Source organism: Nocardia sp. NPDC050408 (assembly GCF_044458905.1).
Lineage (GTDB): Bacteria > Actinomycetota > Actinomycetes > Mycobacteriales > Mycobacteriaceae > Nocardia.
This window is the reverse complement of the sequence record NZ_JBITIL010000004.1, coordinates 7,159-32,984: the sequence shown is the minus strand read 5'-3', so window position 1 is coordinate 32,984 and position 25,826 is coordinate 7,159. Positions and strand designations below refer to the sequence as shown.

General features: G+C 65.1%; 1 protein-coding gene. It reads right to left on the bottom strand.

Features of this window, described 5'->3' with window-relative positions:
- Positions 1-162 precede the first annotated feature (162 nt).
- Positions 163-24,663, bottom strand: a complete 24,501-nt coding sequence (locus ACIBJI_RS13345) for a non-ribosomal peptide synthase/polyketide synthase (protein WP_397084280.1) — start codon at positions 24,661-24,663, stop codon at positions 163-165.
- Positions 24,664-25,826 lie beyond the last annotated feature (1,163 nt).

The window sequence follows — 25,826 nt, the reverse complement described above, 5'->3', positions numbered from 1 at the left end:
GACGAGACATCAGAGACATCAGAGACATCAGCGGATCCTTTGGAAGAATGCCCAAACCGAACAGTGATCCAACTGCAGGGCGAACCCAGCCAGTCGTAGCGATGGCGTCCTTCGGCGATCACTACAACCGTCGGCGTTGAGTCGGAGCCGGTTGGGCGGTGATCAGCATTCGTTCATGAACCTTTCCAGGATCGGGCCTATGACGGCCATAGCATGCGGGTGGCTGAGCTCGAGGTGGCGTGCGTCGACGACCTTGTTGTGAAGGTTGCCTGTCACGTACGGGTGCCATGCCTGCACGAGAGCGTCGTGGTCCATGCGGTCTTTGCCCGCGGTGAAGAAGAGCAAGTCTCCTTCGAAAACTTCTGGCCGGTGATCGGCCGCGATTTTGCCCGCTGTCTCGAAACTCTCCATCACTCGGTCCGTCTGTTCGGCGGTGAACAGCCCAGTGCCGACCACCTGGTCACGGATGACTGCCCACGCTTGGTCATGGGTGTCCACCTTCACCGCGTCACCAAGGTCGAACAGCTCCCGCCAACCGCCGAGCAGGTCCGCCATTAGCTGTCCCGGAGCGGGCTCGTCCACGGTGGTGATCGTCGAGGCGGCCGACAGATCCGCTGGGTCGACGGAGGTATCCAGCATGGCCAGCGTTCCGACGAGTTCACCACCGCGTTGGAGCTTTACCGCCATCGCATGCGCGATCTGCCCGCCCAACGACCAGCCGAGCAGGTGGTACGGTCCGCTCGGCTGTACTCGGCGAATCTCGGCTACATACCGCTCGGCCAATTCATTCACAGAGTCCGCGCGTGGTTCGCCCGCCACGACGTGCGGATCCTGCAAGCCGTATACCGGTCGATCCTTGTCCAAATGTTCGACCGCGCCGCCGTAGAACCACGCCAATCCCCCGGCGGGGTGCACACCGAATACGGCAGGCTTCGAGCCGCTGGCACGCAGCGGAAGCAGTACCTCCAGACCGGAGCCGCCCTCGGCCTCATCGACCTTGCGCGCCAGGGCCTTCGGTGTCGCATCATCGAACATCCATGGCAACGCGATCGTCACACCGCGAGCACGCAGTTCGGTGACCACCATCGTGGCCAGCAGCGAATTGCCGCCCAGGTCGAAGAAGCCATCCGATATCCCGACCCGCTGGACGCTCAAGACCTGCGCGTAAACGTCGCTGATCACTTTCTCGGTGTGGCTCCGCGGGGCGACGAACTCGTCCACCGATACATCGAAATCGGGAGCGGGCAATGCGTTTCGATCGAGTTTGCCGTTGACGGTCAACGGCAGATCGGGCAACACCATCACTGTCGAGGGCACCATGTAGCTCGTCAGTATCTGGGCAGCGACCTCCCGGACCTGGCCCGGATCGATCGGTTGGCCGTAGATGCCCACGACGTAACCGATCAACTGATCGACACCCGAGGCGTGGCGGTGCACCGCCACGGCGGCCCGCGTCACGTGCGGGTGCTGCAGCAGCGCCGACTCCACCTCGCCCAACTCGATGCGGTAACCACGCAACTGCACCTGTGCGTCGGCCCGGCCAACGTAGTTCAACTCGAGCCCGGTGGCGGTCTTCTTCCACCGGCCGACATCGCCGGTCCGATACAACCGGCCACCCTGCGGATCGAAAGGATTGGCCACGAATCGTCCCGCCGTCAAAGCCGGGGCCCCCAGGTAGCCTCGCGATAATTGCTCACCGGCCACATAGATCTCCCCGGCGACGCCGATCGGCACCGGGCGCAGCCTGTCGTCGAGCACGTATACGCGCAACCCCGGCAGCGGCGATCCGATCCCGGCCACGTCTTTCCTACCGATCTCGGTGAACGTGACATGTACCGTCGTCTCGGTAATCCCGTACATGTTGATCAGTCGCGGCGATCCCGGCTCGTGCGCTGCAAACCATCCGGTCAAGCGGGACGCATCCAGTGCCTCGCCGCCGAATACGACGTAGCGCAAAGCGAGTTTGCCAGCGCTACAAGCGGATTCGCGATACTCGCGCTCTGCCGCAGCGAACCCGTAGAACGCCGACGGGGTCTGACTCAACACTGTCACGCCCTCTCGGGCCACAAGATCCACGAACGCCTCCGGCGATCTGGATGTGGGGTAGTCGACAACGACCAGCCTGCCACCGGACAGCAGCGCTCCCCACATTTCCCACACCGCGAAATCGAAGGCGTACGAATGGAACATCGTCCACACGTCATCCGGGCCGAAATCGAAGCGTTCGGCCGTGTTGGCGAACAACGTGACCACTTCGCGATGGCTGACCGTCACTCCCTTGGGGCGGCCGGTCGATCCTGAGGTGTAGATCACATAGGCCACGTTGTCCAGTCGCAGGTTCGGCGGCACCGGATCGCAGCCGTCCGCTGTCGCGTCCGCACTATCCTCGATGAGCACCACCGGCGCGGCGTACTGCGGCACCGCCGATGCCATCTCGACCGATGTCAACACCGCGGCCGGACGTGCGTCGTCGAGCATGAACCGCAATCGGTCCGGCGGATACGCAACATCCAGTGGCAGATACCCAGCGCCCGCTCGCACCACCGCGATCAGGCCCACGACCAACTCGATCGAGCGCGGCAACGCCACGGCCACCAGTGATTCCGGCCCGACTCCCTGCTCGATCAGCCGAGCCGCGACGTGGGTGGCCTGCCGATCCAGCTCCGCATAGGTCAACTGTGACGCACCGTCGGATACCGCGACCGCATCCGGCTGGGCCAGGACTCGGGCAGCGAACAGATCCACGAGCGTCGCGTCGGCGACCACGACGCCGTCTTCCCCTGCCGAGTCGAGCAATTCGCGGCGCTGCTTCGCATCGACGATCTCGATATCGCCGACCGCACCCGCCGGATTCGCGGTCACCTCCTCCAGAATTTGTATGTATGCGTGTGCGACCCGAGTCATCGTCTCTTCGACGAACAGATCGGTAGCGAAGGTGAGCCGACCTACCACGCCATACGGACGGCCTCGATCATCGAGCTGCTCGACCAGCTTCATGCTCAGATCCGCCTGTGCCTGCTCGAAGCCGTTTTCCAGCGGCTCGATGCGCAGGCCCGGCAGCTCCAACGCGGCCTTGCTCAGGTTCTGGACGTCGAGGGTCACCTGATACAGCGGAAGATGCGCAGTCGACCGGGGCGGATTCATCGCTTCCACGACTTGTTCGAAGGGAACTTCCGCATGCGCGAACGCGGCCAGGTCCGTGTCACGGGTCGCGGCGAGCAATTCGGCGAACGGCTGGCTGGTCCGCACCCGTGACCGCAATACCAGCGTGTTGACGAACATACCGATCAGATCATCGAGCTCACGCTCGCCACGGCCGGCCACCGGGGTGCCGATCGCGACGTCGTCGACGCCGGCCAGCTTGGACAGCAGGACGGTCAGCGCGGCGTGCAGGACCATGAAGACTGTGGCGTTCGCGGCGCGCGCGACAGCAATGATCCGTTCGTGCAGTTGCGTGGGAAGCTCGAAATCGACGGCGCGGCCGCGCATGGACGCTACCGGTGGCCGGGGCAGGTCGGTCGGCAGTTCCAGCACCTCGGGCAACCCGTTGAGGGTGTCTTTCCAGAATCGCAACTGCCGGGACATGACCGAGTCCGGGTCGTCCGCCGAGCCGAGCACCTCCCGCTGCCACAGAGCGTAATCGGCGTACTGGACCGGAAGGGCCGGCCACATCGGTTCTGTCCCTTGCCTACTCGCCTCGTACGCCAGTGCTACATCCCGCGCGAGCGGCATCATCGACTGGCCGTCGGCGCAGATGTGGTGCACGCAGATGACCAGAACATGGTCCCGGTCATCGACCGAGAACAATTCGATACGCAACGGGGGTGCCTGGCGCACATCGAAGCCCGTCGAGACTACGGCGATCGCTCGTTCCAGCAAATGCTTTTCGTCCACCCGGACGGGAGTCGGTACGGATGCGATCTCATCCGCGGCGACCGCAACCTGATACGGCTGTCCGTTGGTCATCGGGAACTTGGTCCGCAGCGACTCGTGGCGGTCGATGACCAGTTCGCACGCGCGCCGCAGCGCATCGGTGTCGAGTTCGCCCCGCAGCCGGATCACCAGCGGGATGTTGTACGCGCCGACCGTGGTGTCGAACTGATTGAGGAACCACATCCGCTGCTGCGCCGGTGACAGCGGTACGAGCGGGGGCCGCAGTCGCGGCGTCAGTGGCATTCGGGTGTTGTGGTCGAAAGTCTGCAGGCGGGAGGCGAGTTCGGCGACCACAGGTGCCTCGAACAGGTCTCGGACCCCGATACGCACTCCGAGTGCCGTGCTCAACTGGGCAGTCACCCGTGTCGCCGACAGCGAATCGCCACCGAGGTCGAAGAAACTGTCCGTCGCCCCTACGCTGTCGACGCCCAATACGCTTGCGAACACGTGGGCGATGCGCCGCTCTGCGTCAGTGCGTGGCGCGACCCATTTCCGACCGGCCGCGAATTCCGGGCTGGGAAGCGCCGAGCGGTCGAGCTTGCCGGACGTTGTGAGTGGAATCTCGGCGAGCACCATGAACACGTCGGGCACCATGTGCGCGGGCAGTCGCAACCGCGCGGTGGCCCGAACCTCGTCCGGATCCACATCCTCGCCGACGACAAGGTAACCGGCGAGACGATCTATGCCGCGCTGGTCCTTCCGCAACAGCACGACCGCGTGTTCGACCCCGGGATGTTCGGCCAGAACAGCTTCGATCTCACCGAGTTCGATGCGCTGACCGCGGATCTTCACTTGGAAATCGCGCCGTCCGAGGTATTCCAGCGTGTGCTCCGGTGTCCAGCGGACCAGGTCGCCGGTGCGGTACATGCGCGAACCGGCCGCACCGAATGGATTCGCCACGAATGCACCGGCTGTAGCAGGGGCCCGGTTCACATATCCGCGCGCCAGCTGCACACCCGCGAGGTACAACTCTCCTACGACCCCGACCGGCACCGGCCGCAACCACGCATCCAACACGACAGCCTCGACACCACGGATCGGTCCGCCGATGGTCACCGCACCACCCGGGAGCAGCGCAGCACTGATACCCGCCAGAATCGTGGCTTCGGTCGGACCGTACCCGTTCAACAGGGTCCGGCCCGGCGCCCACGTCGCGACTGTTTCCGGTGTCACCGCCTCTCCACCGGCCATCAGTACCCGCAGCGAATCCATACCGGTCGGCGACATCGTCGCCAGCACGCTCGGTGTAATGAAAGTATGCGAAATCCGCTGTGCGCGAATCAGTTCGGCCAGCTCGTCGCCCCCGAATACCGTTGGCGGCGGCACCACGAGCATGGCACCGGCGGTGTGGGCGAGCAGCATATCGAGGACCATCGCATCGAAGCCCGGAGCAGCGGTCTGCAGCACTCGCGAACCAGTGTCCACACCGAACCGGTCCCGCTGCACGGCTGCGAAATTCGCCAGCCCCTCGTGGGTGACGGCGACGCCCTTCGGCGTTCCGGTCGAGCCGGAGGTGTAGATCACGTATGCCACATCTCGGACGTGCGGCGTACGCATGCGCTCACCGTCGGTCACGGCGGCCGCCGATCTCAGGGCGATCGACTTCGCGGTGTCCGCGTCATCGAGGACGAGCGGGCGCACCGTGTCCGGCAGCAGCTCCCGCAACGCCTCGACTGTGACCGCCACCTGCACCTCGGCATCCGCCACCATGTGCGCGACGCGCTCGAATGGATTCCGGGAATCGACGGGCACGAACGCCGCGCCCGCTTTCGTCACTGCCCACAGGCCGACCACGAATTCCACCGACCGCGGCATCATCAGCGCGACCTGAGCTCCCGGGCCGACGCCCCACGCGATCAACTGGCGCGCCACTTGGTTGGACCAGGCATCCAATTCCGCGTAGGACACGGTACGCCCGCCGAAAACAACGGCCGCCGCATCGGGACCGACCGCCACGCCCGCGGACAGCAGCTCCGCCATTACGCACGGTGCCACTGCGCTGCCACCGGAACCAGGCGCAAGCTCCCGCCGCTCGTCCGCGGACAACAGATCGATCGCACCGAGTCGCTTGGTCGGATCGGTCGTCACCGCACGCAGCACAGTTTCGAGACGGTCCGCGAGACCAGCCGCTGTCACCTCGTCGACGCGGGCCCGCTGGTAGCGGACTCGGACGTGCAACTCGTCGGTGTTGTGTGCTTGCACGGTGATCGGGTAGTGCGCTGCGTCGCGGCCATCCGCCGCGACCACCCGCATACCGTCGATGTCGGCATCGCCCAGGCCACTGCTGTCGACCGGATACGACTCGAACACGACCAGAGTGTCGAACAGTTGACTGCTGCCTGCGGCCACCATGATCTGTGAAAGTTCGAGGTAGTGGTGGTCGAGCAGGCGGGTGTTATTCGCTTGCAGTAGGCGCAGCGCGTCCTCGATCGGGAGATCCCGCCGCACATCGGCGGCGACCGGAATCGTATTGATGAACAGACCGATCGTCGACTCGACGCCCGGCAGTTCGGCCGGGCGGCCGGATACCGTGCCGCCGAAGGCCACCCGTTCGACACCGAGCAGATTGCCCAGCACCACGGCCCAGGCGAACTGCACGATCGTCGCCATCGTCACCGCTCGTTCTCGCGCGAATTTCACCAACTCTGCCGTCGCGGCACGATCGAGAACGATCGGCAGATCGATCGGGGTGTCCGCGGTCGTCGCCGTGTGTGGATCCGCAATCAATGTGGGCTCGCTGAAGTCCCGCAGCGCGTCCCGCCACACCTCGATGCTGCTGGCGCGATCGCGCAGGCTCAGCCATTCCAAGTAATCGCGGTACGAGGTCGCCGGGGGAAGCAGCTCCGACTGTGCGGCCACGGCATACAAACTGATCAATTCACGCCACAGCAGCGGCAAGGACCAGCCGTCGAGCAGAAGATGGTGCGCGGTCAACACCAGCCGGAACTCGTGCGGCCCGACGGCAACAAGCAGGAACCGCAGCAGCGGCGGGTCGGCGGGATCGAACACGACCGCCCGCTCGGCTTCGATCAGCTCATCCAACTCCCTTTTGTTGCCACAGTGATCGACGTTGAGCCAGCGCACCGTGGCGGTAGCCGGAATAACCTGCACGGGTACACCATCGGCGGTTCGTGTGAATGCGGCCCGCAGGTTGGGATGCCGCCCAAGCAAGGCTTTCGCGGCACGCTCGAGCCGATTCTCGTCGACCGCACCGGTAAGAGTGAGTACCGATTGCGCCGTGTAGACATCGAGTTGGCCCGCCGCGAATTCGGCGTGGAACAGCAAACCTTCCTGCAGCGGCGCCAGCGACCATACCTCGCTCAGCCGACCGTACCGGTCGGCGAACATATCCAGATCGCGCTGCGTGAGGTCGACCAGCGCAACATCTGCGCGCGACAGTCCCCATTCGTCGTCTGCACGAGCGATGCTGGCGATCTCGGTCACGGCGGCGACCCATCCGTCGACGAGTTCGGCCACGTCGTCGTGTTCGAGTAGCCGCGAGGCGTAGCCGACATGTGCCGACAGCTCAGGTCCCGCCGCGGTGTCCACGATGTTCACATCGATCGTGATCACCGCTGCGGCAGGCATATCCGGATCGAAGGCGGCCCGCCGATCGAACTGCTCGTCGGTCGGAACCCACGCGAGGTCCGACATCGATGTGAGGTCGACGCCGGCCCGGCCCAGATTGTTGAAACTGATCTGCGGCTGGGACGCCGACGCGAGCCGGTCGGCCGTGTCGGTGTTCATATAGCGCAGCAGGCCGTAACCGATGCCCTTGTCGGGGATTTCGCGCAGCTGGTCTTTGACGGACTTCACTGCCGCGCGCAGGTCCGCACAGTCGATTCCACTGAGGTCGAGCGCGACTGGGTATGCATTGGTGAACCAGCCCACGGTGCGTGAGATATCCGCGCCTGCGGCGATCTGCTCTTCGCGGCCGTGTCCTTCCAAGAGGACTTTCATACCCGGGTGCGTGATGCCGCGGTGGCGGCGCCAACCGGCCAGCGCCACGGCCAGAGCGGCCAGCAGCGCATCATCGACGCTGCCGCGCACGGCTCGCGGCACCGTGTCCAGCAACGCCGAGGTCACTGCGGTCGGGATGGACACCGTCAGATGCCGCACCGTCGCCTGGGTGTCCACGGCGGGATCCAATTCCGCACTCCCGATTAGCGGATCGGCCGCCGCACTCATCCGCTGCCACAGCTCGAACTCACCGCCGCGGGCAGCCGCGGCGGCGCTCAACGCGTGTGCCCACCGCCGCATAGATGTGCCCTGTGTCGGCAACTCGACTGCGCGTCCCTGGCTGATCTGCTGCCAGGCGGTGACAAAGTCGGGCAACAGAATCCGCCACGACACCCCGTCGACAGCCAGGTGATGAATCACGATAAGGGCGCGGGCATCGGCTTCGACGCCCGATTCGGGAAGCAGGCATACGACCTGCAGCATCCGGCCCTCGGCGGGATCGAGTCGGTCGGACGCCTCGGCCAGCGCCGCTTCCACCACAGCGGTGAAGCCGTCGCTGCCCGGCACCTCATGCGCCCGGAAGGTTCGGACGAACACCGAGCCTGCGGCATCGGCGGCGCCCACGGGAAGCACCTCCATGCATCGTTCGCGCAGCCGCGAGCGCAGCATGTCGTGCTGGTCGAGCACCGCCTGCACGGTCGCGGTAACGTCACCGACTCGTGCGTCCCTCGGCAAGCGCACCAGCATGGACTGCGCGAACCGATCGGCTGGCCCGAGCCGCTCGACAAACCACGACACGATCGGCGTGAAGGGGATCTCGCCCACGCCACCGCCAGGCAGTTCCGCCAGAGTCACCCGTTCCGCAGCCGCGGCGACCTGTGCGAGCCCCCGAACGGACTTGCGCTCGAAAATATCGCGAGCCGTCACGATGACACCCGCTGTCTTCAGCCGCGATGCCAACTGGATCGACATGATGGAATCACCGCCGAGCGCGAAGAACGAGGTCGTCGCGCCCACCGACGCGATGCCGAGCACGTCCGCGAAGGCGGCGGCAATAGTGCGTTCCAGTTCGGTCGCCGCGGCGACGGCATCGTCGTCATCGATCTCGAAAACGGGGTCCGGCAGCGCTTTTCGGTCCACCTTGCCAGTCGAGGCGAGCGGCATGTGGTCGAGCACGGTAATCGTCGACGGCACCATGTACGCAGGCAATACCGCGGCGAGGTGTTCGAGCACGGCGCTCGGCTCGACGACGGACGCGGGTTCGGCCACGACGTATGCGACGAGCATCGGTTGCCCACCGGATCCCTTATGGCTCACCGTGACAGCAGCAGCCACCTTCGGATGCGAAAGCAGTGCGGCGTCGATCTCGCCGAGTTCGATGCGCTGGCCACGGATCTTGACCTGGAAGTCGATGCGGCCGATGTATTCCAGCGCACCCTTCGCCGTCCAGCGCACGATGTCGCCGGTGCGATACATCCGTGATCCCAGCTCGCCGTAGGGATTGGCCACGAACGCACCCGCTGTCGCGGCAGGGCGACTCAGATAGCCCTGCGCCAATGCGGCACCGGAAAGGTACAGCTCCCCGGTCACCCCAACCGGCACCGGACGCAGCAGCGAGTCCAACACCACAGCCTCGACACCACGGATCGGACCACCAATGGTGATCACCTCGGACTGCTGCACCGGATCGCTGATCGTGGTCACGATCGTCGTCTCCGTCGGGCCGTAGATGTTGTGCAATTGCCGCCCCGGCCCCCAAGCCGCGATCAGGTCCGCCGACACCATCTCACCGCCGACCGCCAGCACCCGCACCGACGCGAAGTCCGCAGGTGCCATCGTCGCCAGCACGCTGGGTGTCAGGAACGCATGCGTCACCCGATGCGCACGAACAAGTGCGGCCAGATCCGGGCCGCCGTACACCTCCGGCGGCGACACGACCAGGCAAGCGCCGGCCGCACACGCCATCAACGCTTCGAGCAGCACCGCGTCGAAGGCGGGCGCCGCCACTTGCAGCACACGCGAGGTGGCGTCCACGCGATAACGCGCACGCTGCTCGGCCGCGAATCCGGCCAATCCCGCATGCGTCACCACGACACCCTTCGGTATCCCGGTCGAACCGGACGTGTAGATCACATACGCCGCATCCTGAATCTGCAGTGCCCGCGCGCGATCCGCATCCGTGACGGCCTGGCTCGGTTGCGCGGCGATCTCGGCGGCCGAATCCAGGTCGTCGAGCACCACCCATCCGACATCTCCCGGAAGCGAGGTGTGCGCGGCCGCGACTGTGATCCCCACGGTGACACCGGAATCGTTCACCATGTGCGCAATCCGCTCCACGGGATATCGCAGATCCACGGGGACGAACGTGGCACCGGTCTTCGCTATCGCCCACATGGCGACGTGGTAGTCGACCGACCTCGGCACGGCCAGCGCCGTGAATACCCCTGGTCCGACCCCTCGGGCGAGTAGGTGCGCGGCGAGCTGGTTGGACCGGCGATCGAGCTCGAGGTAGGTGAGGGTCTCAGTATCCCCGAGCAGGGCCATCGCCGCCGGATCTGTTGCCACGGCCTCGGCCAACAGTTCAGGCAGCAGACACGGCGACGTGGTCGCACCACCACGTGCCGGGACCAGCCGTTGGGCCTCCGCTGCACCGAGCAGATCGATATCGCCCACCGCGCGCCCCGGATCGACGGCGACCGCTTCGAGGACCCGGACGAACCTCTCGGCGAACGACTCCGCTGTCGATGCGACGAAAAGGTCCCTCGCATAGGTGATCTCGCCATCGATGCCAGCCGGCCGCTCACCGTCGACGCGTTCAGTCACCAGCACGGTGAGGTCGGTTTTGGCCTGCGCCAAGCCGGGGTCGAGCAGTTCGACATCGATACCGGGCAGGTCGAACCGGGCAGCGCGCATGTTCTGCAACCCGAACATCACCTGATACAGCGGCGTATACGCCGTGGACCGGGGACGGTCGAGGACATCGACCAGTCGTTCGTAGGGCACATCGGCGTGCGCGAGGGCCTCGAGGTCCACATCGCGCACCTGGGCCAGAAGTTCCCGGAACGACAGGTTCTCGCGGATACGCGTGCGCAACACCACGGTGTTGACGAACATGCCGACCAGATCGTCCAGCACCTGGTTGCCTCGACCGGCGACCGGGGTGCCGACCGTAATGTCCTCGCTGTGCGCGGTGCGCGCCAACAGGATCGCCAATGCCGTGTGCAGCACGACGAACACGGTGACGCCCTCACGGTGTGCCAGCCGCACGATGTCATCGTGCAGCCGCGCCGACATCGCGAAGCGGACGATGCCACCGGCCATCGACATGGTGGCGGGCCGTGGCCGATCGGTCGGCAGGTTGAGCAGTTCCGGGGCGTCACCGAGAACCTCGATCCAGTAGGCGATCTGGCGCGCTATCAGCGACGCCGGATCGTCCTCGGTGCCGAGTATCTCGCGCTGCCATATCGCGTAGTCGGCGTACTGGACTTCCAGTGGTTCCCATTGCGGCGCTTCGTGATTCACACGCGCTTGGTAGGCAGCGAAGACATCACGGGCCAGCGGGGCCATAGATGAGCCGTCGGCGGCGATGTGATGGACCACGACCACGATCACATGCTCGTCGGTGCCGGTGCGATACAGCCTGGCCCGTACGGGCGCCGATTCCGCGACATCGAAACCCGTCCCGACGGCATGCCGAATCCGGTCGGCCAGCTCCGCCTCGTCGGCGACCGACGCCGGCTCCAACACCAGGCCCCTGGCCACAGCCGCAATGTCCTGCACGACCTGGCACGGTTCGCCGTCGACAGCGGGGTACAGCGTGCGCAGGGGCTCGTGCCGGGATACCACATCGAGTAATGCCGCCCGCAATGCATCGACATTCAGCTGGCCTGTCAACCGCGCCGCGAAACAGATGTTGTATGCCGCCGAAGCGGTGTCGAACTGGTTGAGGAACCACATCCGCCGTTGCGCCGCCGCCAACGGGACCGCCGCCGGGCGTGGCCGGGCTGCAAGCGGAACCACCGTGGAACCGGTTCGCCTGCCGAGGCATTGGGCCAATCCGGCGATCGTCGGCTCCTCGAAGACATCGCGGATGCCGACATCGACACCGAGCGCCGCGGCGGCTCGCGCCGCGATGCGGGCAGCGGTAAGCGAGTTGACCCCGATCTCGAAAACGTTCGCCGTCACGCTCACTCGGTCGATATCCGTAAGCGCGGCAACGATTTCGGCGAGGGCCGCTTCGTATTCGGTGCGGGGCGGCACGAATTCCTCGCCATCGTCGAACACTGGCTGCGGCAGGGCAGCTCGATCGAGCTTGCCGTTCGGTGTCAGCGGCATCGCATCGAGCACCTGTACAGCGGCCGGAACCAGGTACGAAGGAAGTGAGCGGTTGAGCTGGTCGCGAATCGCGCGCCCATCGGTCACCGCACCGGATACGAGCGTCACGTATCCGACGATGCGTTCGGCCGTGGCAACGACGACGGCGCGTGCGACATCCGGGAGCGCGGACAGCGCCGCTTCGATATCACCTGGTTCCACCCGCTGACCACGGACCTTGACCTGAAAATCACTGCGGCCCAGGTAATCCAGCTCACCAGCTTTCGTCCACCGGACCAGGTCACCGGTCCGATAGAGCCGCTCACCTGCAGCACCGAACAGGTTCGCTACGAATACACTGCAGGTGAGGTCGGTGCGAGCGTGATAACCGCGCGCCAGCTGGATACCGGAGATGTACAGGTCGCCGACCACACCCACCGGCACCGGCCGCAACCGCGAGTCCAGGACGTAGATCCGCATTCCCGATACCGGCGTACCGATCGGAACCATCGCACGGGTCGTCACACCCGACAAGCAGCGTGCAGCCGTGACGACTTCCGCCTCGGCCGGGCCGTACCAGTTCACCACCTCGGCATTCGTGAACACCCGCGCCGCGGCGTCGACAGTGCGCTGCGCCAGCGCCTCACCGGCGACGAGTACTCGCCGGATCGATGGCAGCTCCGTGACAGCGGTGGTTTCGAGGAGAACGTCGAGCATCGAGGGTACGAAATGCACGGTAGTGACCCGGTGTCGCGCGATGACACCGGCAAGGTACGCCGGGTCGCGGTGCCCGTCGTGTTCGGCGACCACGATCTGCGCACCGGTCTGTAACGGCCAGAACAACTCCCATACCGCGATGTCGAACGTGATCGGTGTCTTGTACAGGATCATGTCGGAGGCGTCGTGCGGCCACTGCTGCTGTGCCCATGCCAACTGGCTCACGGTCGCGGCATGGGTCAGCGCGACGCCCTTGGGAACACCAGTGGAGCCGGAGGTGAACAGGACGTAGGCCACATTGGCTGGCCGCAGCGGCGCGCGGCGCTCCGAATCGGTGATCGGGGCATCGGGAAGACCGGCCACGTCCACTCGATCGATCCGCGCGGTCGCGAATCCATCCGGAAGTTCCTCGCCGTCGGCCGATGTGGTGAGCACCATCAGCGGCCGCGCCGCGTTCAGCACATCAGCGATTCGCGCGCTTGGATGATCCGGATCTAGCGGAAGGAACGCAGCGCCCGCCTTCACCACCGCGTACAGCGCCGTGATTTGCTCAATCGATCGCCGGATGCACACCGCCACAACACTTTCCGTGCCGGCACCGCGCGCGATGAGCCATCGGGCGACACGGTTGACGCGGGTATCGAAATCCCGGTAGGTCAACACGGTGCCGTCGGGGACGCGGATAGCCGGAGCGTCCGGAGTGCGAATGACCTGCTGGTCGAAGGCGTCAACCAGGGTCCGGCCTGCCGCGGCGGGAGCCGCGGTGTCGTTCCATCGCTCCAGCACCAGGTGCCGCTCGGCGGCATCGAGCAGCTCTATCGCGCCGACCGCCGTATCGGTATCGGTCGCGGCCGCGTCGAGTACCCGCACGAATTGTTCGGCGAAACGCCGTACGGAGTCCGCGTCGAAAAGGTCCGTGGCATAGGTCAGGCGCAGCGTCATGCCGGTCGGCTCGTTGTGGGCGCCGTGGCCCTCGGTCATCATCAGCAGCAGGTCGTAGATCGCGGCCCTGTCGCCCGGATCCACGTTCTCGACGGTGAGGCCCGGAAGTTCGACACGCGCCTGCACCATATTCTGGTAGGCGAGCATGACCTGGAACAACGGTGTATGGGCTGTCGACCGCGCGGGATTGACTGCCTCGACCAACTGCTCGAATGGGACGGCGGCATGGTCGAATGCCTCGATATCTGTGCGCCGCACCTGGTTCAGCAGGCTCGAGAACGATTGATCCACCGTGACCCGGGTGCGCATCACCAATGTGTTGACGAACATCCCGACAAGGTTGTCGAGTGATCGGTGACCGCGGCCCGCATATGGCACACCGATGGCGATGTCGTCGCTGCCCGAAAGCCTCGACAGCAATACTGCCAGCGCCGTGTGCACGACCATGAACGTCGTCGCCTCGGCTCGCCGCGCCAGCGCCTCCAATCGGCCCTGCAGCTCACCGGGGATCGTGACATGCTCGACCGCACCACGCTGTGTCTGCACAATCGGCCGCGGCCGATCGGTCGGCAATTCGATCACATCGGGGATACCCGCGAGTTGAGTCTGCCAATAGCCGATATCGCGGGCCACACACGAGTCCGGGTCGTCCGCCGAGCCGAGCACCTCCCGCTGCCAGAGGGCGTAATCGGCGAACTGTACGGCCAGCGGAGCCCAGTCCGGCGGGTTACCACTGGACCGCGCACGGTAGGCCGTCACGATATCGGCAGCCAATGGCGCTACCGAAAAGCCGTCGCAACTGATGTGGTGGATGGCTAACGCAACCACCCATGACTGGTCGGACAGCTGATACAACGCAATACGCAGTGGCGCGCCCTTCGACACGTCGAATCCGGCACCCGAGAACTCGGCCAACCGGTCCGACAGCGCGCGCTCACCGACCGGCTGCGGCGTGAGATCCCAGGTCCCGACAACGTCGGCCGCGTCGAGCACAACCTGCGTTGGCGTGCCATCAACAGCCGGATACACCGTGCGCAGGCTCTCATGCCGCTCGATCACATCACCGACGGCCGCCGTGAGGGCAGCTATGTCGAGCACACCGTCGAGTCGGATCGCCAGCGGCACAACGTATCCGGGTGAATCCGGATCGAACTGGTTGAGGAACCACATCCTTGCTTGTGCCTGCGACAGTGGAACACGGTCCGGACGCGGCTTCGGAGTCGGCTCGGGCAGGTTCGGTACCGCACGCAGCCGCGAGATACGTTCGGCGAGGTCGGCAACGGTGGGCGCCTCGAATATCACCCGCACCGGTACCGCCACGCCGACGACATCGCCTATCCGGCTCAGCGCGCGCGTCGCGATGAGCGAATTTCCGCCCACGGCGAAGAAGTTGTCGTCCGCGCCGATCTCCGGGCGATCGAGCAGCTCGGCGAAGATCCCGGCGACCGCCTGCTCGACGAGTCCCTGCGGCGCGCGATACCCGGCTTCCTGGTTTCTCGGATCCGGCACCGGCAACGCTCGGTAGTCGACCTTGCCGTTGGCCGTGAGCGGGATCGCGTCGATCCGGATCAGCGAGGTTGGCACCATATACGCTGGCAGCCGTTCGAGCAGAAAGCTGCGGACCCGCTTGATATCCAACGCCTCTGTGGCCACCACGTAGGCCACCAAGCGCTGCTCGCCGCGATCGGTGCGCACCTGCACGACGGTCGCGTTCACCTGCTCGTGGGCGATCAGCGCGGCTTCGATATCACCGAGTTCGATCCGCAGACCGCGCATCTTGACCTGGGTGTCGGCGCGGCCGACATAGCGCAGGCTGCCATCCGCGTCCCAGCGGACCAGGTCGCCGGTGCGGTACAGCCGAGAACCACTCGCACCGGAGCAGGGGTCGGCGACGAACGTCGCTGCCGTGAGACCAGGACGTTCGTGGTAACCGCGAGCCAGCTGGATCCCACCCAGGTAAAGCTCACCGGTAACCCCGACCGGAACTGGACGCAACCGCGAATCCAGAACGCGCACAACCACATTCGCCTCGGGGACGCCAATCGGCACTGCGACGCCGTCGAGTGCGTCGATGCGATGGTAGGTGACGCTGACCGCGGCCTCCGTCGGCCCGTACAGGTTGTCGATGCGCGCCGGGCTGAGATCCCGGAAGCGGCGAACGGTGTCAGCCGGCAGCGCCTCGCCGATGCACAGTACCCGCCGCAGGTCTGGGAACTCGCGCCCAGCAGCCTGCTCGAGGAATGCGGAGAGCAGTGACGGCACGAAATCCATAGTCGTGACTCGATAGTCGCCCATCAGTCGGGCCACGGCGTCCGGGTCGAGGTGCGCGTCGGGACCCGCGACAACCACCGCCGCGCCGCAGGTCAATGCGGAAAACAGCTCCCAGACCGACAGGTCGAAGGTGAACGGCGTGCGCAGCAGCATCACGTCGTCGCCGCCGAGCCCATACTGATCCCGCAGCCACCGCAGTTGATTCACCACCGCGGCATGCGTTACCGCCACACCCTTCGGCACGCCCGTCGAACCCGAGGTGTAAATGACATAGGCCAGATCGTCCGGACGCAAAGCACGGGTCCGGTCGGCGTCGGTCACCTTCGACGTATCCACGTGCTCGATACCGAACTGCTCTAACGTCCACACCGGCACGTCATCGGGCAAATTCGCCTCGTCGACCGGCCGAGTGAGGACAGCATTCGGCATCGCGTCGGTGAGGACCGCGCGCACCCGGTCGACTGGGTGTTCCGGATCCAGAGGCAGATAGGCCGCGCCCGCCGCATGGATCGCGTACAGCGTGGTCAGCAGATCAACGGAGCGACGCATCGCGACGGCAACAACGGTTCCCGGGCCAACGCCCCGTCCGATCAGCGCGCGTGCCAGCGAATTCACCCTCGCCGCGAATTGTCGGTAACTGAGTCGGCCGCCTCCCTCTGCATCAACCACCGCGGTGCTGTCCGGGGTCGCCGTCGCCTGCGTGGTGAACAGGTGCGCGATCGTCGCGGACGACGGAGGCGTCGTGTCACCGGTCGACCGCGCGGTCAGCTCGCGCACCTCTCTTGCGGTCAGTAGATCGATATCACCGACAACGCGGGCGGGATCGACGACGATTGCCTGCAGCAGGTGCAGGTAACGGTCGAAGATCGAGGAGATCGTCGCCTCATCGAACAGGTCTGTCGCATAACCGAATTCGACTGCCATATCGTCCGGTTCACCGTCCGGCCCCAGCGCGTCGACGAGATTCAGATGCAGGTCGTACTTGGCTACGCTCGGATCAACCATTCGGGCCGAAACCGTCAGGCCCTCGAACCCCATCGTCGGGATCTCGATGTTCTGGAACGAGAATCCGACTTGGGTCAACGGCGCATGTGCTGTCGTGCGCGGCGGATTCAGCACCTCGACGAGCCGCTCGAACGGGATGTCGGAGTTCTCGAAGGCGGCCAGATCGGTGGCCCGGACTTGATCGAGTACCTGCAGGAAGGACGCGGCAGGCTCGATGCGTGTCCGCAATACCAGCGTATTGACGAACATTCCGACCAGAGCATCGAGTCCAGGCTCGCCGCGGCCGGCGATCGGTGTGCCGACCGCGATGTCACCGGTTCCCGACAGCCGCGCCAGCAGCGCGGCGTAAGCCGCGTGCATCACCATGAAGACCGTCGCGTCGTGGCGGCGGGCCAGCGCGATTACCTCACGATGCAGATCTGCGGGCACCATCATCGACACCGTCGCACCACGGAACGACTGTTTCGCCGGACGCGCGCGATCGGTAGGCAGGTCGAGCACCTCGGGCAAATCGGCGAGAGCCGCACGCCAGTAGTCGATTTGGGCGACGGTCTGGCTGTGCGGGTCGCTCTCGGTGCCGAGCAATTTTCGTTGCCACAGAGCGTAGTCCGCGTATTGCACAGGTAACGGCGCCCACAGCGGTACCTGTTGCCGGATGCGGGCTTTGTATGCGGCCATCAGATCTGCGGCAAGCGGCGCGAGCGATGACCCGTCGAAGCTGATGTGATGGACGACGAGCACCAGGGTGTGGTCGTCAGGTGCGCTGCGCAGCAAGGTGGTCCGGAACGGAACCTCGGCTGTGATATCGAACCCGGCGCTCACCTCCGCGGCAATGCTTGCCTCGACCTCGCTCGCCGCGACCGGCAACGGCGCCAGCCTGGGCAGTGCCGTCTCCACCGAGACGACCACCTGGTGGGGTCCGCTGTCGCTGTCCGGGTAGACGGTGCGCAGGGATTCATGCCGGTCGAGCACATCCGCGATCGCCGCGTGCATGGCGGCCACGTCGAGGTCTCCCGACATGTGGACGACCATCGGAATGTTGTACAGCGCAGAGCTCGTGTCGAACTGATTGAGGAACCACATGCGCGCCTGCGCGGGCGACAGCGGGATTCGGACCGGGCGCTCCTGCGGCGCAAGGGGTTCCCGTCTCGCCGCGTCGCTGGTCCGGAGATTCTCCGCTAAAGCGGCGATGGTCGGCGCATCGAAGATCGCGCGCAACGAAACATCGACACCGAACGCAGCGCTCAGTTGTGCCGCTACCCGTGTAGCCGACAACGAGTTTCCGCCCAGATCGAAGAAACTGTCGAAGACGCCCACGCGCTCGATCCCCAGCACCGCGGCACACACGTCGGCGACGATCTGCTCGGCAGCATCGCGAGGTGCAACGAATTCGATTGTGGTGGCGGCGAATACCGGCTCGGGCAATGCCGCACGGTCGATCTTGCCCACCGACGACAGCGGCAGCGTGTCCAGCACCATCACCACATCCGGGACCATGTGCGACGGCAGGCGTTGGGCAGCGTAGCCCAGCAGCTCCGCGGTATCGACGGTGTCGATCGGCACGACGTAGGCGGCCAGTCTCGACCCGCCGTCGGTCGCGACGCCCACCGTCACCGCTACCGCCACGTCGGGGTGCGCGGCGAGGACGGCCTCGATTTCGCCGAGCTCGATGCGCTGGCCCCGGATCTTGACCTGGAAGTCGGTGCGACCGAGGTATTCCAGAGTTTCCTGCGGTGTCCAGCGGACCAGGTCGCCGGTCCGGTACATACGGGTACCGGGGGGACCGTACGGATTGGCCAAGAAGGTGGTGGCCGTAGCGACCGGCCGGTTGAGATATCCGCGGGCCAGCTGCGCTCCGGACACATAGAGCTGTCCTGTCACGCCGACCGGCACCGGCTGCAGGTCGGCATCCAGTACCACGGCCTCGACACCACGAATCGGGCCACCGATGGTGACGCGGTCTCCGACACCCAACGGGTCGCTGATCGCGACCATGATCGTGGTTTCGGTCGGCCCATACCCATTGAACAACTGCCGACCAGGTGCCCATACCGCGACCGTCTCCGCCGACACCGCCTCCCCACCGGCCACCAGCACCCGCAGCGAATCCAAACCGGCCGGCGACATCGTCGCCAGCACGCTCGGCGTCACGAATGCGTGAGACACCCGCTGCGCCCGAATCAATTCCGCCAAGTCCTGCCCTGCGAAGACTTCCGGCGGCGACACCACCAACGCCGCACCGTTCGCATGAGCCATCAGCAACTCCAGAACAACCGCGTCGAAACCCGGTGCCGCCAACTGCAACACCCGCGAGGAACTGTCGACCCAGTAACGCTCCCGCTGCTCGGCTGCGAAATTCGCCAATCCCTCGTGGGTGACTGCGACACCTTTCGGCGTCCCCGTCGAACCCGAGGTGTACAGCACATACGCCGTGTCCGAGATATGGCAGGACCGCACCCGATCTGCATCGGTCACCGCCGCCGAGGACTGCGAGGCGATGCAGACCGTGGTGTCTGGATCGTCGAGCACCAACTGCCGGACAGAATCCGGAAGCAGGTCTCGGGCGGCCTCGACGGTGATTCCCACCCGGACATCGGCATCGGCCACCATGAGCGCGACCCGATCGGCCGGATTTCTCGGATCAACCGGCACGAACGCCGCGCCCGCCTTGGTCACCGCCCATATCCCCACCACGAACTCCACCGACCGCGCCATCGCCAACGCGACCTGATCCCCCGGGCCTACCCCCGACCCGATCAACTGCCGCGCAAGACGGTTCGACCAGGCATCCAACTCCCCATACGACACCGTGCGCTCGCCGAAAACCACTGCCGCCGCGCCCAGGTCCCGTACCGACAACACCTCCGCCAACGCCCTCGGTGCCTCGGCATGGCCACCCGACGCGGGCACCAACCCTGCTCGCTCGCCCCTCGAGAGCACATTCACACCACCCAACCGGGCCTGCGGGTTGGACACGACCGCATCAAGTACCCGATTCAGCCGCGCGGCCAGCTCCTCGACCGTCGCCCGATCGAACAGATCCGTGGCGTAATTGATCCGCAGTGCGACATCGCCTCCCGCGGCGGTGTTTTCGGCGACGGTGACGATGATGTCCACCTTGGCCGGCTGCGGCCCAGGATCCAGGACCTCGACTGCGAGGTCGGATAACTCCAGACGCGGGCGGTCCATGTTCTCGAACGCGAGATATACCTGACACAGCGGGGCATGCGCAGTCGACCGCGTGGGATCGATTTCATCCACTACGCGTTCGTAGGGCAGGTCGCTATTGGCAAAGGCATCGACATCGATCTCTTTGACCTGCGCCAGAAACGCGGTGAACGATTTGCCGGAACGTACCTGGGTGCGCAGCGGCACCGTGTTCACGAACATGCCGATGAGCGGTTCCAACGCCCGCTCGCCGCGGCCCGCGACGGGCGTCCCGATGGTGATGTCCTGCGAGCCCGAGAGCCGGGCCAGCACAACCGCCAGGGCGGCATGGACGACCATGAAAGTAGTGACGTTGGCTGTGCGAGCCAACCGCTCGATCCCGGCGAAGGTTTCGGCCGGTATCACGGTGTCGGCGACGTCGCCGCGCATGGACTGGTGAGCAGGGCGCGGACGGTCGGTGGGCAGCTCCAGCAACGGCGGCATCCCCGCCAACTGCGCTGCCCAGAAACGCAACTGACGTGCCGCCAAAGACTCCGGATCGTTCTCGTCACCGAGCAAGCGGCGGTGCCAGATGCTGTAGTCGGCATATTGCACCGTCAGGGGCTGCCAGTCCGGTGTCTTTCCTTCCGACCTCGCTTCATAGGCCGTCACGACATCGGCCGCGAGCGGTCGAAGCGACGATCCGTCGCAGCAGATATGGTGCAAGACGATAACCAGCACATGCCGACGCCGGTCCGCGGACGTGAGAAGCGTGACCTGGATCGGGGGACTCGTACGCACGTCGGACCCGGTCGACGCCAAGTCACGGAGCCGATGCGCGATGTCGGCGGAGTCGATCGGTTCCGGCGACAGATCGAGACCCGCGACAACGTGCTCGACCGGCAGAACGAGCTGTGTCCCTACTCCATTCACGACTGGATAGACGGTGCGCAGGGATTCGTGCCGATCGATCACATCCGTCAGGGCCGCGTGCAGCGCAGCGACGTCGAGACGGCCGCTCAGCTGAACCACCACTGGAATGTTGTAGGCCGCCGAGGCGGGATCGACCTGATTGATCAGCCACATTCGGTTCTGCGCCGGCGACAACGGAATCGGCTCGACGCGTGGCTGCGCGCGCAACGCGAGCCGGCCGGGGCGGTGCTCGGCGTCGACGTGCGCGGCGAGTTCGATGACGGTCGGTTTGCCGAACAGATCCCGGACCGACACATCGGATCGGGTCAGCTCGGCGATCCGTACGGCAGCGCTGGTCGCGGTGAGCGAATTGCCACCCAGTTCGAAGAAACTGTCCCGCGCGCCTACCCGCTCCAAACCCAGCACCTCGGCGAAGACATCCGCGATCGTCTCCTCCATAACGGTGCTCGGCGCAACGTAGGCCGCGGCCGAATCGAAGACCGGCTCAGGCAGCGCCCGATAGTCGACCTTGCCGTTGACGGTCAGCGGCAACTCGGACAACTCCACCACGGCGGCTGGGACCATGTATTCCGGCAGCATCGCCGCGACATGCGCGCGCAGGGCGTCGGCCCCAGCGGCAATTTCGCCGGTGAGCACGACATAGGCGACGAGCCGGGCCGCCTCCGTGCCGGGCAGATGCACGATGACGACTGCCGCTGAGACCGCGCTGTGGGTCAGCAGTGCGTTACGGATCTCGTCGAGCTCGATGCGGAACCCGCGCAGCTGCACTTGCCGATCGCCACGGCCGCGGTATTCAAGCTCACCCTTGTGATTCCATCGTGCGATATCGCCGCTGCGATAGAGCCGCTCGCCCGGCTCGCCGAACGGGTTGGCCACGAACCGTCCGGCAGTAAGTGAAGGCCGGTTGAGATAGCCCCGAGCGAGTTGCGTTCCGGCGACGTAAATCTCCCCCCAGGCTCCCAGCGGCGCCGGGCGCAATCGTTCGTCCAGTACATATGTGCGCAGCCCCGGCAGCGCCGGGCCGATCGTGCTCGGCGCCCCCGGCATCGCGATCTGCGGTGTCAGGCCGAGGTAGGTGACGAAGACCGTGGTTTCGGTGATGCCGTAGCTGTTGGCCAGCACAGGAAGCTTCGGGTTGTGCCCGTACCAGTCCGCCAGCCCCGCCGGGTCGAGACGTTCGCCCGAGAGAATGACCAGTCGCACCGAAAGCTCACCGTCGGGCTCACCGGCGTCCGCGTAACGCTGCCGCGCCACGGCGAATTGGTGGAACGCGGATGGCGTCTGGTTGAAGATGGTCACCTTCTCGAGCGCCACCAAGCGCACGACATCGTCCGGTGAGCGTGTGGTGAGGCTGTCCACGACGACCACTCGGCCACCACTGACCAATGCGCCGAAGATCTCCCACACCGAGTAGTCGAACGCAAACGAATGGAACAATGTCCACACATCTTCAGTCCGGACACCGATCTCAGCGCACGCGTTCACCAGGTACGTCGCGACGGCGCGATGGGCGATCGCCACGCCTTTGGGCCGACCTGTCGATCCGGAGGTATAGATGACGTATGCGACGTTGTCGGGGCACAGTTGGCTTGGCCGATCGGCGTCCGTGATCGGTGCCGCTGACTGGTCGCCGACCCCGCCGTCGAACAGCACCACCCGTCCGGGATTTCTCGGCACGTATTCGCGCATACTGCGAGTCGTAACGACGGCGATCGGATCGGCGTCGTTCAGCACATATTCGAGCCGGTCAGCCGGATGCGCGGCGTCCAACGGCAAGTACCCCGCGCCCGACTTCAGGACGGCCAGCGTGACGACGATGAGATCGGCGTCCCGTGGCATCGCGATGGCTACCAGTGATTCCGGCCCGGCCCCGAGAGCGATGAGCGTGCGGGCGAACCGGTTGGATCGCTCGTCCAGCTCGCGATAGGTCAGGGCGGTCTCCCCCGAAGTGACGGCCACTGCCGATGGTGTGGCGGCGGCCTGCCGCGTCAGCAAATCTACGAGCGTCGCTGTGCCTGTTGCGCCGTCACGCCCGGCGAGCTGCCCAACGATGCGCGCCTCTTCGGCGGCGTCCACAATCGGGATCTCGACCAAAGAGGTTGCGATGGGCGAATCCATCAATCGCTGCAAGAAAGCGACGAACCGACCTGCGTGCGCATCGAGTTCATCCTGGCTGTACAAATTCGCATTGCCGTGAAGTTCGATCAGCAGTGGAGCGTCGGCTCCGGAACGGTACAGATTCAGCTGCAGATCATCCAGCGCACCCGACGTCAGTGCCCGATAGCGGCCGAGGGCCGACCCGAGGCGAATCTCCGAGTCGAAGAAGAGGATATTGACAATCGGACCGAACGAGTTCGCCGACGCGTCCAACGCATTCGAATCGCGACGCAGATCTTCGAACCTATAAAGCTGATGCCGCATCGCGGAGACGAGCTCAGATACGGACGCGTGGATTATTTGCTCCACAGTGGTCGTCGCGTCCATAGTGAACCGAATCGGCACCATGTTCGCCAACATCGCGGCAGCATTGCGCAGGCGCTTCGTCACACGAGCGCTTACTGGCATCGACAACACCACATCGTCGGTACCGGTCATCCGGGCGAGGAACGCAGCGAAGGCTGCGATGACCACTTGCGCGGGCGATGCGTGCAGGTTGTCGCAGAAACGGTCGAGCATGTCGGCCAATCGCGACGGAAGCTGCAGGCTCGCAACATTATCGACCTTGCTCCACCGGGCTGTGCGACCGGACAGACTTGTCGGCGTCGGCAGATCGGCAACCTTGTCGAGCCAGTATGCCTTGTCGGTGTCGAACCGCGAGCTAGCTCGATAGGCGCGCTCCGCCTCAATGATGTCGCGCAATCCGGCCGCCTTCAGCGGTACAACCGGCCGGCCTTCGAGCAAGGCGTTGTAGTGCTCGGCTATCCGGGTCACGACGTTGAACGCGGCGTAGCCATCAACGACGAGGTGATGGGCACGCGCGTACCACAGGTACCGATCTTCAGCGAGCTGGATCAGCCGCATCGCGGTGAGCCGGTCACGGCTCAAATCGACAGCCTTGGTGTTGTAGTCGCGCCGCATCCATTCCATTGCCGCTGCGAACGGATCGTCCTCGCCGCTGAGGTCGAGCACGGACTCGTCGTACGTAATGCTGCGGTCGACGAATTGATATGGGACGCCGTTCGATTCAACTACCCGAACACCAAGCGATTCGGTTTCCTGACCGGCGTCGTTCACCGCCTTGGTGAATGCGTCGACGTCGATCGGCCCCTCGATCTCGATGTAGTGTGCGATGTTCACCGCCGGCCTGCCCGAGAGGTTGTCCGCGAGCCACATGCCGTACTGCGCCCGCGATAGCGGAATCAGATCAAGCTGAGGATCAGCAGTTTCGGCTGACTCCAAATCCAGCTGAGGGTCAGCAGTCTCGGCTGACTTCAGATCCATCTAAACCTCTCACTCAGACTCGGAGGCACTGGAACACGGCAGACCACACCCCTACCCGTGCCCGAAATTTCCTGTATCTGCACTTCATCTAGGTCGAAGCAGCGCCCAAATCTCTGATCTGGAGCGCGCCGGTCAGCACAGCGTGCGGCTCTCCAAGTCCGCGCCTGGAATCAACTCGGGCGCCGACGTTCTAGTGCGACGGAACCCCAAAACTCCCATTTGTCGACGTCTCCCAGCATCTCGAAATCTGAAAAGTCGGACACTTCGAACATCTGGCAAAGCAACACAGGCTCACATGCAACAGCTATCTGACAGCTTCCTCGAGCAGTCTACCGACTTCATAGCCATGAGCTATGTCGGAGGTGGTGTTTCGGGCCCGGTTTCCTGGATGACATCCCCGATGGGGTCGCTCACCAGCCATATGCCAACACCAGCCAGCAATGCTAGATACGTTGATGCTCAGTAGAATTCGATCCAGCGCATCACACATCGAGCGCGGCCATTACAGTCCCGGGCATGCTCAGCTCTGAGCTGGAAGCGGCGACGCGTGAAGTTCTCTTTGAGGCAAGGGCAACGCTATACGAACCATCATTGCGCTGCGGGCACACTATAAGCTAATTGCATGTCGCGCAAGCGGTTGCATCCGGTGACGGGTGTGCGGAGGGGTGGCTGGCTCAATGATCGGAGTGTCGTTGTCACCAGCCACGGTGATGGGTTCTGGCGCAAACAGTGTGATCAACTCGGCCGCAGTTGTTCTCCGGCATGGGGTGCATGGGCAGATCCGCTTCGCAAGTCCAGCTTCGCCCTGCCGAAGCACTGGCGCTCGAGGTGCTTTCATTAATTGACGGTGCCGTCAGTTGGACGGTTGCTCCACGGCAGCATCAATCCGACCGTCACGGCCGCGAAGTCGTGTTGGAGGCCGGTGACGAACGAGTGTAGTACTGGGGCATCGGCACGGACTTCTGCGATCCACTCGGAGAGTTGCTCGCCGCGCAGGCCGCGCATCATGACCGTGAACGAGCCGATCTCGCGGTGGCCTCGAGTTCTCCTATCCGCGTCCGACACCCGTGTTCACTGCTTCGCAACCGACCGCGCTTCCATCGTCCCGCCCTCATGTCGACAGCAATCCGCCGGTGTTCAGGGCTGTCGATCCCCAGCTTCGG

Excerpts from the sequence above, each read along its gene's own strand:
- ACIBJI_RS13345 (WP_397084280.1), bottom strand. The coding sequence starts at position 24,663 with ATGGATCTGAAGTCAGCCGAGACTGCTGACCCTCAGCTGGATTTGGAG.